The sequence below is a fragment of the Sphingomonas sp. CCH9-E2 genome, assembly GCF_001557215.1.
Lineage (GTDB): Bacteria > Pseudomonadota > Alphaproteobacteria > Sphingomonadales > Sphingomonadaceae > Sphingomonas.
Genome location: NZ_LSJM01000411.1, coordinates 1 through 13,659 on the forward strand (window position 1 = coordinate 1; position 13,659 = coordinate 13,659).

Genomic DNA, 13,659 nt, shown 5'->3' on the forward strand with positions numbered 1-13,659 from the left:
GTGTTCCGGTGAGCAAACCCGCCCCCGCCCAGCCCGCGATCCGCACGCGCGGCGTAACCCGCGACTTCATGGCGGGGAGTCAGGCGATCACCGTCCTGCACGGCATCGATGTCGACATCCGCGCGGGCGAGCTGACCTATTTGGTCGGCGAAAGCGGGTCGGGGAAGACCACGCTGATCTCGATCATGTGCGGGATCCTCTATCCGACCAAGGGCGAGGTCGAGGTATTCGGTACCGACATCTACCGCCTGTCGGACGCCGAGCTGGTCGCGTTTCGGCTGCGCAACATCGGCTTCATCTTCCAGCAATATAATCTGATCCCGTCGATCGATGCCGCGAGCAACGCCGCGGTGCCGCTGATCGCGCAAGGGGTGCCGCGGGCGCAGGCGCGCGAACGCGCGGTCGAGATGCTCGCCGCGCTCAACATCGCCGACCAGGCGGACAAGCTGCCCAGCCAATTGTCGGGCGGCCAGCAGCAGCGCGTGGCGATCGCCCGCGCGCTGGTCCACCGCCCCCGGCTGGTGGTGTGCGACGAGCCGACCGCCGCGCTCGATGCCCGATCTGGGCGGCGCGTGATGGACCTGCTGCGTGAGGTCGCAGTGGCGCCCGACCGCGCGTGCATCATCGTTACCCACGACAACCGTATCTTCGATCTCGCCGACCGTATCCTCCGGCTGGAGGACGGTTCGATCACCCATGACGGCACCCATATGCCGGAGGACCATTGATGCCCGACTGGAAACGGCTGAGCTTTGCCCGGACGATCCTGCCGCTGATCGCGGTGGCGAGCCTGGTGCTGGCGGCCCTGTTCATCTGGGTCGGCCTGCCCGACCGCAGCCCGAGCGCGCCGCAGCGCGAACCGGCCAAGGCGCCGCCCGCGCTCGCCAATGCCGAACGCGTGGCTGGCGCCGGGGTGGTCGAGCCGTCGAGCGAGACGATCGACATCGGCGCGCCGCTGTCCGGGCTGGTCATGAACGTCGCGGTTAGCCCCGGCGTCCGCGTGGTGCCGGGCCAGCCGCTGTTCACGATCGACGACCGCGCCGTCCGCGCGCAGCTGGCCGAGGCGCAGGCCGCGATCGGCGAAGCCCGCGCCGCGATTGCCGAGGCGCAGAGCGCGCGGGCGACGGCGGAGCGTCAGCTTGCCTTATATCGAGCGGTCGATGACCCCGCCGCAGTCGCGCGCGCGGAAATCGTGCGGGTCGAGGGTGAGGCCGCCGCTGCCGCCCAGCGCGTCGCGCTCGCCCGCGCCCGCCTTGCCGCCGCACAGGCGCGGGCCGGGACGGGGCGGACCGAGCTCGGTCGGCTGACCGTGCGCGCGCCGATCGCGGGCGAAATCCTGACCGTCGCGATCCGGCCCGGCGAATATGTCTCGACCATGGGCGGGACCAGCCAGGCCTTCATCCAGATGGGCGCGACCGATCCGCTGCATGTGCGCATCGACATTGACGAGGAACAGGCACCGCGCGTCGCGCTGGGTGCCACCGCAATCGTCTCGCCGCGCGGTGCGGCCACGCGGCAGGTCGAAGCGCGCTTCGTTCGCGCCGAGCCGCTGATCGTGCCGAAGCGCTCGCTGACCAACAGCGCGCAGGAGCGGGTCGATGTGCGCGTGCTCCAGCTGATCTACGCGCTGCCCGAAACCAATGGCGCGTTCCGCGTCGGCCAACAGGTCGATGCGTTCATCCCGGCGCGCAGGGACGCGAAATGAGCCGGGGGCAAACCCTCGTCGCACTGACCCTGTCTGCGGCGCTAGCGGGCTGCGTGGCGGGGCCTGCCCCCGAGATTGCGACGCCGGTTCCCGAGCTGCCCGCGCGCTTTGCGATGATCCCGGCGGAGACGGGCGGTGCGGTCGCGGACCTGTTGCCGAGCACCGATCCGGGGTTCGTGCGGCTGTCGCGCGACGCACTGGCGAGCGCGCCGACGCTCGGCGAAGCGCTGGCGCGGATCGACGAGGCGCGCGCGCGGTTGGGGCGGGCGCGGGCGGAGGCGCTGCCGACCATCGGTGCCGGTGGCGCGGTGACCGGCACGCGCAGCAACCCCGATCAGTTCGGTGCCGACCTGCCCCCCGGTATCGAAGTTGCGGCGGAGCGCGCGAGCTATGCCGCCAATCTGACCGCGCAATGGGACGTCGACCTGTTCGGGCGGGTGCGGGCGCAGCAGCGCGCGGCGCAGGCGCGGCTCGACGTCGCCACCGCATCGGCTCAGGCAGTGCGCATCGCGCTGGTCGGCGAAATCGCCGCGTCGGTGATCGACTGGCGCACTTTGTCGGCGCGCCGCGATGCGCTGAGCGAGGATCTGGCGGCGGCGGAGCGGCTGGGCGCACTGGCGGACAGCCGGGCACGCGCAGGGCTCGTCTCCGGCCTCGATCCGGTGCAGGCCCGCGCGCTGGCGGAGACGGCACGGACGCGGTTGGCGGCGCTGGCGGGCGAAGAGGCGCGGCTGATCGGGCGACTGACGACCCTCACGGCGCAGGATGCGGAGCGGGTGCGCGCGGCGTTGCGGATGCCGCCGCAGCCGGTGCTGGTCGATGCGGTCGAGCTGGCCTCGGCTCCGGCAGCGATCACCTATTCCGCGCCGCCCGCACTGCCGGCGACCCTGTTGCAGAACCGTCCCGACATTCTCGCGGCGGCGGCGACGCTGGAGGCGCAGGATGCCGAACTGGCTGCGGCGGCGCGGCGGCGCTTTCCGGCGCTGCGGCTCGATGCGTCGCTGGGGCTGCTCGCATTCGGCCTTGGCAATCTGTTCGACAGCGACTCGCTGGTAGGTTCGCTGGGGGCATCACTCGCCGCGCCGTTGCTCGATTTCGGGCGGATCGCTGCGGATATCGACGCTGCGGCGGCGGGGAAGCGTGCGGCGTTTCATGCCTATCGCGGTGCTGTCTACACCGCGCTGGGCGAAGCCGAGGCGGCCTATGGCGTGATCGCTGCGGCGGACCGTGAGGAGCTGTCGGCGCGGCGCGAACTGATCGCGCTCGGCCGCGCCGTCCGGCTGATCGCCCAGCGCCAGCGCGCGGGCCTGGCCGATCTGACCGCCCTCACCGAAGCGCGGCGTCAGGCACTCGCCAGCCGCGAACGCGCGGTCGCGGCAGAGGGGCGGGCGGCACGCGCGCGTGTCGTGCTGTGGCAGGCGCTGGGCGGCTCGCCCGTCGGCGCAACGCCCTGAACTGCGCCGCGCGATGTGGCGCGACACGGGAAGCGACGAACCCGCTGTCCCAGCTTGCTGCCGCGCGCGCCTCGGGTAAATTCGCCGGAGTCAGTTGATCGCTGCCGCCCTCGCAAGGGGCAGCGCTGGGGGAGATTTGAGGCATGTCGATCATTCCGAACCCGGGCTCGCCCCCGAGCGTCGCCCCGATCGGCGAGCCGATCGTCACCAATGGCGGCGTGACGACGACCATCGCGTCCGGCACGCAAATCTATGGCAACGCCATCAACGTCATCCTGCGCGGGTTTCACGACACGCTGATCAATAACGGGACGATCTGGCTCGACGTTCCGACCGAGCAGGGCTGGCTGATCACCGGCGGCGAATCGCAGGTCGAGAATAGCGGGCTGATCTATATCCGGGGCGGGCTTCAGGTCGAACTGTCGCCCTCGCTCACGCGCTTCGTCAACAGCGGCTCGGTGTTTGTCACGTCCAGCAGCGGCTGGGCGCGCGGCGTGCGGTCGGACACCTATCCCGCCGCCGTGGACAATAGCGGGCTGATCGCGGTCCGGTCGCTCGGCACCGATCCGCAATATGAATCGATCTGGAATGCAACGGGGATCGAGATCGTCTCGACCACGACCGGCATCGCCAACCGCGCCGGCGGCCGCATTCTGGTCGAGGCGCCGAATCTGGCGATCGGCATCGACTATGGCGGGAGTGACTGGCTGACGGGGGCATCGATCACCAATGCCGGGCTGATCCACGCCAACGCCACGGCGCAGGATGGCGTGTCGATCGGCATTTTCATGGCGCATCCCGGCTATATGCCGCGCATCGTCGTCAATGAAGGCACGATCCGGGCCGACATCGCCATCTTTGCCACCGGCAGTGCGCAGTCGGTGCTCAACCCCGTCGAGCACATCGAGAACCGCGCAAACGGGGTGATCGAAGGACTTGTGTCGCTCGGCATCGGCGACGATCGCTTCGTCAACAATGGCTCGGTGGTTGGCGATGTCCGCTTGGGTGCGGGCGAGGACGTGTTCGAGGGCGCAGGCAGCGTCAGCGGCGTGGTCGATATGGGCTTTGACGACGACCGCTACACCGGCTCCACCGCCAATGATCGCGCCACCGGCGGCCGGGGTGCCGACACCATGGAGGGCGGCGGCGGCAACGACCTGTTGCTCGGCGCGTTCGGCGACGATGTGCTGCGCGGCGGCGCGGGGAATGACGGCCTGATCGGCGAATGGGGCAATGACGTCCTCTTCAGCGCGGGCGGCGACCATGTCGAAGGCGGGACCGGCAGCGACCGGGTCGTGCTGGGCGATCTCTCCTTCCGCTTCGCCAGCGGCGGTGGGGGCTATGACACGCTGGTGCTGCCCGACGCGGCGCTGATCCTCGATCTTGCCAGCACGCTTGCCAGCGGCCGGGTGGTGCAGTTCGAAGCGATCGAACTGCCCGGCGCGCAGCAGGTCGTCGTGCGCGCGGGCGACGCCGATGCGCTCAGCGATTCGACCGTGCTGCGGTTCGAAGCGGGGGCGAGCGGCACCGTGACCCTGGTCGGCGGCTGGAGCGAGCAGCCGGTCGCGGTGATCGGCGGCAACAGCTATCGCATCTTCACGCTCGGCGACGAGATCGTGCAGGTGCGGCAGGGCGCGACCGTCGCGATCACCGCGACTGCGCCCGGCAATGCCGTCGGGCTCGATGCCATTGCGGGCGGCACCGCCGCCCCGACTCCGGGCGAGGCTGCCGGGCTGGCCTATACCGCGCAGGCACAGTTCCTCGCGCAATATTACATCCCTGAAGACAGCTTCACGATCGATTCGGAGGAAATTTTCTTCTCCGACGGTGCGCCGGTCTTCCTGTCCGACCGCGCGATCGATTTCACCAATTTCGGCGAGATCTACAGCCTCGACGACGCGTTTTCGAGCGCACAGGGATTGCGGCTGACCGGCCCCGCCAACCTGGTCAATCACGGCATCATAGCGATCGAGGAGCGTGCCGATCGCACGGCGGAGGGGATTTTCTATTATCCCAGCATCGGCGTGGCGATGGGCGGTGGCCCCGATAACACCAACCTGACCAACAGCGGCGAGATCAGCGTCTATTCCGCCCCGGGGAGCGCGATTGCCGTCCACAATGTCGGCGCGGTGCTGAACAATAGCGGCGTGATCGCGGCGGTTTCGGAATTCTCCCGCGCGATCGCGGTCAACGCCGCGCGCGGCAACCACATCCTGACCGAGGCGCAGACCTTCTTCAACACCGGGCTGATCTATGCCGAAGCAGGGGGCGTCGGACAGCAGAATTTCACCGAAGGCGATTCGCTGGTCCCGTTCGATTATGCTGCGACCGGGGTCGCCGCTTACGGGTCGCTCACCAATGCCGGCGACATCATCGCGGCGATCGGGCCGAACGGCGGCGCGGGGCTGGTTACGGTCGGCGTCTATATCCTCTACCCCTATGGCCCGGCGACGCGCTACGGCGTCACCAATAGCGGGCTGATCGAGGGGACGATCGCGATCGCCTTTGCCGCGGCACCGGTTGCGGTCAGCAATTTCGTCGTCAACACTGGCGTCATCGACGGACATATCGAATTCGGCGCGGGCAATGACGACTATGACGGACGCTCGGGCGAACTGCGCGGGACCGCCTTCGGCTTCGGGGGCAATGACCGGCTGACCGGCGGGCGCACCGCCGACCGGCTCGATGGCGGGGCGGGCGACGATGTGCTCGATGGCGGGTTGGGTGCGGATCAGCTGGTCGGCGGCGCGGGCAACGATACCTTCTACGTCGACCGCCAGGACGATCTGGTGTTCGAGGATGTCGGCGGAGGCACCGACACGGTCATCTCGACCGGCAGCTTCTACCTCTACGCCAATATCGAGAATCTGACCCTGGCCGGATCGGGCGACAGCTTTGGCGTGGGCAACGAACTCGCCAATACGCTGCTCGGCAATGGCGGATCCAACCTGTTGATCGCGGGGGCGGGCGACGATGTGGTGCGCGGCGACGGCGGCGCGGATTCGCTGTTTGGGCAGGAGGGCAACGATCAGCTCTTTGGCGACGCCGGGATCGATTATCTGGTCGGCGGGGCGGGCAATGACGCGCTCGATGGCGGGATCGACGCCGATGCGCTCTATGGCGAGGATGGCGATGACACGCTGATCGGCGGTTCGAGCTTCTCGACCGACATTCTCGTCGGCGGGGCGGGCAATGACGTGCTGCGCGGGGATAGCGGCCTTGGCGATTATGACCTGATGGACGGTGGTGCCGGGGACGACAGCTATTATGTCGATACCCCCGACGACCTGACGTTCGAGGCGGCGAATGGCGGGACCGACACCGTCTACGCCACGATCAATGGCGCGGGCTATTATCTCTACGCGCACACTGAAAATCTGGTGCTGGGCGGCGACACGCCGTTCGGGGTCGGCAACGAACTGAACAATCGCATCACCGGCAGTGCATCATCGAACTGGCTGCTGGGCGGCGCGGGGAATGACGTGCTCAACGGGCGCGGCGGGAATGACGTGCTGTTCGGCGAGAGCGGCGCAGACATCTTCGTGTTCGAGCGCGGCACCGGCGCGGATGTGATCGGGGATTTCGTCGCCGGAACCGACCGGATCGACCTTAGCGCTTATGGCTTTACCAGCTTCGCGCAGGTTCAGGCTGCGCTCGGCGAGAATGGCGGCACTGCCTTTCTGACGCTCGGCAATGGCGACCTGGTCGTCCTCAATGGCGTGGCGCGCGCGGCGCTGTCTGCGGGCGATTTCATCCTGGCACCGGCAAGCGACAGCAAGGTGCCGGTGATGGAAGTGCTGGATCGCGACTCATTCCCGGGATTGCTCCACGACTTCGTCAATCCGCGCCTGTTCGTCGATTTGGTCTGAAGTCCGGCGCGAGGGTCAGGCGCGGTAGGCGCCGACCCCGTCGCCCAGATGGACATTGTTCGCCTCGCGCTCCCGTGCCGCCTGATCGTCGTACAGGAACGGCAGAAAGGCGTAGCGCTCCCCCCGCGTCACCGGACGCACGGCGTGGAGCAGCGAACAGGAGAAGACCGCCGCCGCGCCGGGCGGCATGCGAAAGCCGCGCTGGCCATATTCGGGAAACCATAGATCGCCACCCTCGAAATCGGCGTTGAGGTTGATCGACACGGCGAACCGGCGATGGGCCGTCCCGCGCGTCGTATTGTCGCGGTGCGGCTGGAAATGCCCGCGCTCATCGGCACCGTAGCGCGCGACCAGATAGCGCTCCATGCGCGTGACATGGAATTGATGCACGCGCGCGATTTCCGGCACCACGCGCCGGCGGATGCGCGCCTGAAGCGTATCGATCATCGCGCGATCGACGATTTCGTGATCGCGCCGCCGCTTGCGCGCCGGGTCGTTGATCAGCACGGTCTTGCCGTCCACCTCGCGCATGAAGCCGGACGGCGCGCCGCCGCTCGCCTGATAGCGGTCGATCAGCGCGGTACAGAGCGCCGGCTCGAACACGTTGGGCAGCACCAGAATCGGCGCCTGGAGTTCGCACCCGGCAAAGCGGTCCGGAGGTGGAAGTCCGTCGAGATAGGCGATCAGCGCGGCAATATCGCTTTGATCGGGGGCAAAGGGGAAGAGCTGCAGCACGCGCAACATGGGGTCCAGCACCACCCATATCCGCCGCACCTCGACGCTCGCGCCGCCGCTATCGTCGTTGCGGATCGCGCCATAGAGCCGCGCCACTGACCGGTCGAAGTCCCAGAACAGGCGATAACCCGGAATCTGCTCGTTCAGGCGACCGCTCGCCTCGTCCGCCGGATCGTTGCTGACCGCAAAGAACGCGGCCTTGGCGTCGTCGAACAAGTCGGGGCGCGCGCGTACTGCCGCAACCGCCCGCTGCGCATGGCCGTCCCCTGCCGAGCCAAGGAAGCATAGCACCAGATAGCGTCCCGCGGCGGTATCGAACGCATAAGCCGGATTTGCCCCCGAACGCTGGCGGAAACGCGGTGCGGGATCGCCCGGGGTAAGCAGAACATGCGCCATCTCCGCGATCCTGAACCAGAATGCGGCGATTCCCAACCCATGTGTCCGCCGAATTGCGATCCGCCTGAGGTGGAAATTGTTGGTTGCGAACGGCTTGCACCATGCCCAAAAGCAGGAAGCTGGAGTTGCCCTGGGGGTTTTGGGTGCGCATCGGTCGTTCAAATGTCGCGCCGGGCGGGCCGCTGTTCGTGGTTGCGGGGCCGTGCGTGATCGAAAGCGCCGATCATGCGCTGGGCGTGGCGGAGGAGCTGGCGCGGATCGGCGATCGTCTCGACCTTCAGCTCGTCTTCAAGAGCAGCTTCGACAAGGCCAACCGCACCTCGGGCACCAGCCCGCGCGGACCGGGTCTGGACGAGGGGCTGGCGATCCTCGCGCGGGTGCGGGCCGAAACCGGGCTGCCGGTACTGACCGATGTGCATGAAACGGTTCAGGTGCCAGCGGTGGCGGAGGTGGCGGACATCGTCCAGATCCCCGCCTTCCTGTCGCGCCAGACCGACCTGCTGCGGGCCGCTGCGGCGACCGGGCGGGTGGTCAATATCAAGAAGGGCCAGTTCATGGCGGCGGACGACATAGTCCATGCCGCCGCCAAGATCGGCGATGCACTGCCCCCCGACAGCGCGGTCGCGGATCATGTGATGCTGACCGAACGCGGAACCAGTTTCGGCTATCATGACCTGATCGTCGATATGCGCAGCCTGGGGAAGATGCGCGCGACCGGGCTGGTGACGCTGTTCGATGCGTCGCATTCGGTGCAGAGCCCGGGTGGCGCGAACGGCAAGTCGGGCGGCGCGCGCGAATGGATTCCGCTGCTGGCCCGCGCCGCCGCTGCCGCAGGGATTTCCGGGCTGTTCATTGAAACCCATCCCGATCCGGCCAATGCCTGGTCCGACAGCGCCACGGTGTGGCCGCTCGACCGGCTCGAGGGGCTGCTGGCCGATGTCGCGCGCATCCATGATCTGGTCCGCACGGCGGGGATGGCGAATGGCTAGCCTCGCCCGGGAAATCGGCCCCACGATGGTGTCGGAGCGGCACGGCGCAGCCGATGGCAGCGTGGCCGGCCCGCTCGCCGCGCGCCACGTCCTGTTCCTGCAGGGGCTGCCCGGCCCGTTCTTCCGGCGCCTGGGTGCCGCGCTGCGTGCGGATGGCGCGACGGTGTCACGGATCAACTTCAACGGCGGCGACGTGCTCGACTGGCCCGGGCCCGGCGCGGTCGCCTATCGCGGGACGCCCGCCGACTGGCCAGCCTGGCTCGCGGCCTTTGTCGCCGAGCGGGGCGTGACGGATATCATCGTGTTCGGCGACCTGCGCCCGGCCCATCGCGCGGCGCGTGCGCTGGCCGACCGTCGCGGCCTGCGCTTCGTGACGTTCGAGGAGGGCTATCTCCGCCCCGATCACGTCACGCTCGAACGCGGCGGGGTCAATGGCCATTCGTCCTTTCCCCGCACGCTGCATGCGCTGCGGCTGATCGCGGCACGGGCGGGTGATCGGGGCGATGCGGCTCCGGTTGCAAATTCCTTCCGGCTCCGCGCGAGCCAGTCCGCGTTTTATTATGCTGCCACCCAGGCGGCGGCGCCGCTCTTCCCCCATTACCGCACCCATCGTCACGCATCCCCCGCGCGGGAGGGGCTGGCGTGGCTGCGGCGCTATGTTCGACGCTGGCACGAGCGCCGCGCCAGCCGTGACGCAGTGGCGGGGCTGGCGGGCCGGCGCTTCTTCCTGTTCCCGCTCCAGCTCGAGGGCGACGCGCAGATCCGCGTCCATTCGCGCTTCGGTACGATGCGCGATGCGGTGGTCGAGGTGCTGGCGGCATTTCGCGACGCGCCCGCTGATGTCGCGCTGCTGGTCAAACAGCATCCGCTGGACCCGGATATCGACAATTGGCGCGGGTTCGTGACCGAACGCGCAGCAGCCTTGGGCCTTGCCGATCGCGTCGTGTTCATTGAGCGGTTCGACCTGATGCCGTTGCTCAAGGTCGCGCACGGCGTGGTGACCGTCAACAGCAGCGTCGGTCCGCTTGCGCTCGCCGCGGGGGTGCCGGTCAAGACATTGGGCACCGCGATCTATGACGTGCCGGGCGTCACGGCGGACATGCCGCTCGACCGGTTCTGGCATGGTCCGCCACCCGTCGATGCCGAAGCGTTCGACATTTTTTGTCGCGCGCTGCGCGCCAAGTGCCTGGTCAATGGTGGTTTCCACGGCAAGGACGCGCTCGACCTGCTGGTCCGCAACGCCGTCGCCCGGTTGCGCGACCGGTGAATGCGCCCATCGCCCTGGAGCGCGCAGCGACCGTCCGTGGCGTCATGGCGGACGCGCGCGTCACGCTGGACATAACGCGGCTGCTGCGTCGCGCGGCCTATGCCACCCCGAGCGGAATCGACCGGGTGGAGCTTGCCTATGCCCGCGCGCTGCTGGCGCTGCCCGACGCGCGGTTTCAGGCAGTCCTGCCCGGGCTCGGCCGCATGGGCTATGCGCGCGCTGCGCTGGCCTCGCTGGTCGCGCAGCTTGAGCGCAGCTGGGCGGAGGGCGTTCCGCTCCGTGCCGGCATCGTCGCCAAAGCGTGGGCCGGACTCCGCGCCTTCCCGCGCACCGAGCCCGGTGCCGTCAGGCTGATCGTGTCGCATCAGCATCTCGATCGGCTAGACCGGCATGCCGCGCGGCACGGCGAGCGGCTGTGCGTCTATCTGCATGATGCGATCCCGGCGCAATTTCCCGAATATGCGCGCCCGGGCGGGGCGGAGCGGCATCGGCGGCGGCTGCGCAACACGGCGCGCTTTGCCGATGCGATCCTCGTCAATTCGCACGCCACGGCGCGGGCGGTCGCGCCCTATCTGGTCGAAGCCGGTCGCCAGCCGCAGCTGCTGGTCGCGCCGCTGGGGATCGAGCCGCACTGGGCCGTCCGGACGGCCGCCGCGGCGGCAAGTCCGCCCTATTTCCTGTGTGTCGGCACGATCGAGCCGCGCAAGAATCATCTGCTGCTGCTCCACATCTGGCGCGCGATGGCCGGGCGTGCGCCCGACGCCACGCCCCGACTGGTGCTGGCCGGGCGGCGCGGGTGGGAGAATGAACAGGTGCTCGACCTGCTCGACCGCTGCCCGGCGCTGCGCGGCCATGTCGTCGAGACCGGGCGCGTCGGCGATGCCGCGCTGGCCGAACTGATTGCCGGCGCGCGCGCGGTGCTGATGCCCAGCTTTGCCGAGGGGTTCGGGTTGCCGGTGGCCGAGGCGCTGGCGGTCGGCGTTCCGGTGATCGCCAGCGATCTGCCCGCGCTGCGCGAAACCGGCGGCGACGTTCCCGACTATCTCGACCCGCTCGACGGGCCGGGCTGGACGCGGGCGATACAAGACTATGCCCACGCCGATTCGCCGCTGCGCGCGGCGCAGATGCAGCGGATGCGAGGTTGGACCGCACCGCGCTGGGACGCGCATTTCGCGCAGGTCTTCGCCTTTCTGGAGGCGCTGTGAGCGCCGCGTCGTTCCGGGCTGCGCTGCGCGTGCAGGGCAATGTCATCGGCGCGCTGATCCTGCGCGAGCTGCATACGCGCTTCGGTCGCGCCAATATCGGCTATCTGTGGTTGTTCGCCGAGCCGATGCTGCTCGCGATTGCGGTCGCGCTGTTGCACAGCAACCATGACCTGCCGATCGCCGGGGGGATCCGCCCGATCCCGTTCGCAATCGCGGGCTATGGCCTGTTCATCATGTTCCGCTCGGTCGTGTCGCGCGCCGAAACGGTGATCGAGGCGAACCGCCCCTTGCTCCACCATCGCCCGGTGACGCTGCCCGACATGCTGATCGCGCGCATGGCGCTGGAGGCGGTGAGCACGATCGTGGTGCTGGTCGTGCTGCTCGGCGGCGCCTGGGCGCTGGGCTTGGCCGATCCGCTCGCGCGGCCCGAAGCCTTTGCCGGGGCGGTGGCCTTGATGTGCGGGTTCGCGTTCGGCCTGTCGATGATCGTCACCGCTGCTTCGCACCAGTCGCCGGTGGTGGGGCGGCTCGTCCACCCCTTGCTCTATCTGTCGATGCCGCTGTCGGGTGCCTTCTTTGCCCTGTCCTGGTTTCCGCCGGGGGTGCGCGACCTGCTCGTCTGGGTGCCGACGGTGCATATTTTCGAACTGCTCAAGGTCGGACAGTTCGCGGCGTTCGAGTCGCGCTGGATCGACCTGCCCTATGTCATCGGCTGGTGTGGCGGGCTGACGCTGATCGGCCTGTTCGGCCTCAACCATTTGCGCGCGCGCATCGAACTATCCTGATATCGGATGACCATGACCCGCACCGACGCCACCGACCTGATCGCGGGAGACGCACCCCAGGACCGCTCGCCCTCGCTGCTCGATCGTGCCCGCGCGCACCCGTTCATCCTGCTGGTGATCGTGCCGACGGTGATTGCTGCGCTCTATCTGTTCGCGATCGCCAGCGCGCAATATCGGTCCGAGGCACAGTTTGTGGTGCGCGGGCTGGAGGCGCAGTCGGCTCCGACGAGCGGGGTCGGGCAGTTGCTCGGCATTTCCGCCAGCCTGTCGCCGGGGCAGCAGGAGGCGCAGAGCATCCGCGAATATCTGCGCTCGCACGACGCGATCCGTGCGCTGCGGGGGCAGGGGATCGATCTCGTCGCCATCTATCGCCGCCCCGGCACCGATCCATTGTCGCGGCTGTGGAGCCCCGCCCCGCGTGCCGAGACGTTGCTCGATTTCTACCGCGAGCATGTCGATGTCATCTACGACCCAGACGACAATATCACCCGCCTGTCGGTGCGCGCATTCGATCCCGCCGATGCGCAGCGGATCGCGCGTGCGCTGCTGCGGCTGGGGGAGAAACGGGTCAACGCCTATAATGCCCGGCTGTTCGACGCCTCGCTGCGCGTCGCATCGGGCGAGTCGCAGCGCGCCCAGGATGAGCTTGAGTCGATCCAGCGCCAGCTCGGCGGCTTTCGCGAGCGTGAGCGCGACCTCGATCCCGCCGCGACCGGCGCGGGCGGCGCGCGCCAGATCGAGGAACAGCAGGCGCGGCTCGACCGGGCCGCCGCCCTGCTCGCCGACATGCGCGGCAAGCTCAGCCCGGACAGCCCGCAGGTACGCGCGATGGCAGCGCAGGTTGCGGCCGCCTCGGCGGCGCTCGACGCTGCCCGGGCGCGCCAGACCGGCCAGCCCGAGGCGGTCGCCGGTCGGCTTGGCGAATATGAGGAACTTCGGCTGCAACAGGAGTTTGCGGCCAAACGCTATGAGGCGGCGCGCGCCCGGCTCGAACAGGCGCGCACCCGCGCCGCGAACGAGCAATTGTTCATCGTCGCGGTGGTCGAACCCAATCTCCCCGAAAAGCCCGCGCTGCCGAGGCCGTTGCGCACGACGTTGCTGATCCTGATCGGCCTGAGCGTGGCGTACGGGATAGGCTGGATGCTGATCGCCGGTGTGCGCGAGCATCGCGCTTGAGTGTCGAATTCAGCTGCGCTGAATTGCGGCACCGGCCCGCTCCCCCACCCGGCCACCCATTTCAGAATATCCTGCCGA

The 13,659-nt window shown here is 68.8% G+C and carries 10 protein-coding genes; 9 read left to right on the top strand and 1 reads right to left on the bottom strand.

What is annotated here, in order from left to right; translation table 11 throughout:
* Positions 1-8 precede the first annotated feature (8 nt).
* From AX681_RS18375 to AX681_RS23240, 4 genes are all read left to right on the top strand, one after another.
* Positions 9-728 (top strand): ABC transporter ATP-binding protein, encoded by a 720-nt coding sequence (locus AX681_RS18375; protein WP_197424326.1) that lies wholly within the window; start codon positions 9-11, stop codon positions 726-728.
* Positions 728-1,705 carry an efflux RND transporter periplasmic adaptor subunit gene (locus tag AX681_RS18380; RefSeq protein ID WP_066658944.1) on the top strand — a complete coding sequence of 326 codons (978 nt, stop codon included), beginning with the start codon at positions 728-730 and terminating at the stop codon, positions 1,703-1,705. Before AX681_RS18375 ends, AX681_RS18380 begins: the two co-directional genes overlap by 1 nt.
* Positions 1,702-3,159 (top strand): efflux transporter outer membrane subunit, encoded by a 1,458-nt coding sequence (locus AX681_RS18385; protein ID WP_066658945.1) that lies wholly within the window; start codon positions 1,702-1,704, stop codon positions 3,157-3,159. Before AX681_RS18380 ends, AX681_RS18385 begins: the two co-directional genes overlap by 4 nt.
* 143 nt (positions 3,160-3,302) lie before the next feature.
* The gene (locus AX681_RS23240; protein ID WP_066682591.1) at positions 3,303-7,028 is read left to right on the top strand and encodes a calcium-binding protein; all 3,726 of its coding nucleotides are present in this window, start codon (positions 3,303-3,305) and stop codon (positions 7,026-7,028) included.
* A gap of 15 nt (positions 7,029-7,043) precedes the next feature.
* Here AX681_RS23240 and AX681_RS18395 read toward each other — a convergent pair whose 3' ends face one another.
* A complete protein-coding gene (locus tag AX681_RS18395) occupies positions 7,044-8,159 on the bottom strand; it encodes a 2OG-Fe(II) oxygenase (protein ID WP_066663955.1) in 1,116 nt (371 codons plus the stop codon).
* A gap of 143 nt (positions 8,160-8,302) precedes the next feature.
* Between AX681_RS18395 and kdsA the strand changes: the two genes are divergently transcribed.
* From kdsA to AX681_RS18420, 5 genes are read left to right on the top strand one after another with little or no spacing between them, the layout of a single operon-like run.
* Positions 8,303-9,148: a 3-deoxy-8-phosphooctulonate synthase gene (kdsA, locus tag AX681_RS18400; protein WP_066682595.1), complete on the top strand. Its 846-nt coding sequence runs from the start codon at positions 8,303-8,305 to the stop codon at positions 9,146-9,148.
* Positions 9,141-10,415, top strand: a complete 1,275-nt coding sequence (locus tag AX681_RS18405) for a capsule biosynthesis protein (protein ID WP_197424325.1) — start codon at positions 9,141-9,143, stop codon at positions 10,413-10,415. The genes kdsA and AX681_RS18405 overlap by 8 nt, the downstream gene beginning before the upstream one ends.
* Positions 10,412-11,620 (top strand): glycosyltransferase family 4 protein, encoded by a 1,209-nt coding sequence (locus AX681_RS18410; protein WP_066682593.1) that lies wholly within the window; start codon positions 10,412-10,414, stop codon positions 11,618-11,620. The genes AX681_RS18405 and AX681_RS18410 overlap by 4 nt, the downstream gene beginning before the upstream one ends.
* Complete coding sequence (locus tag AX681_RS18415) at positions 11,617-12,405, top strand: ABC transporter permease (protein WP_066662999.1); 789 nt, start codon at positions 11,617-11,619, stop codon at positions 12,403-12,405. The genes AX681_RS18410 and AX681_RS18415 overlap by 4 nt, the downstream gene beginning before the upstream one ends.
* A 12-nt stretch (positions 12,406-12,417) precedes the next feature.
* A complete protein-coding gene (locus tag AX681_RS18420) occupies positions 12,418-13,581 on the top strand; it encodes a lipopolysaccharide biosynthesis protein (protein WP_197422012.1) in 1,164 nt (387 codons plus the stop codon).
* Positions 13,582-13,659 lie beyond the last annotated feature (78 nt).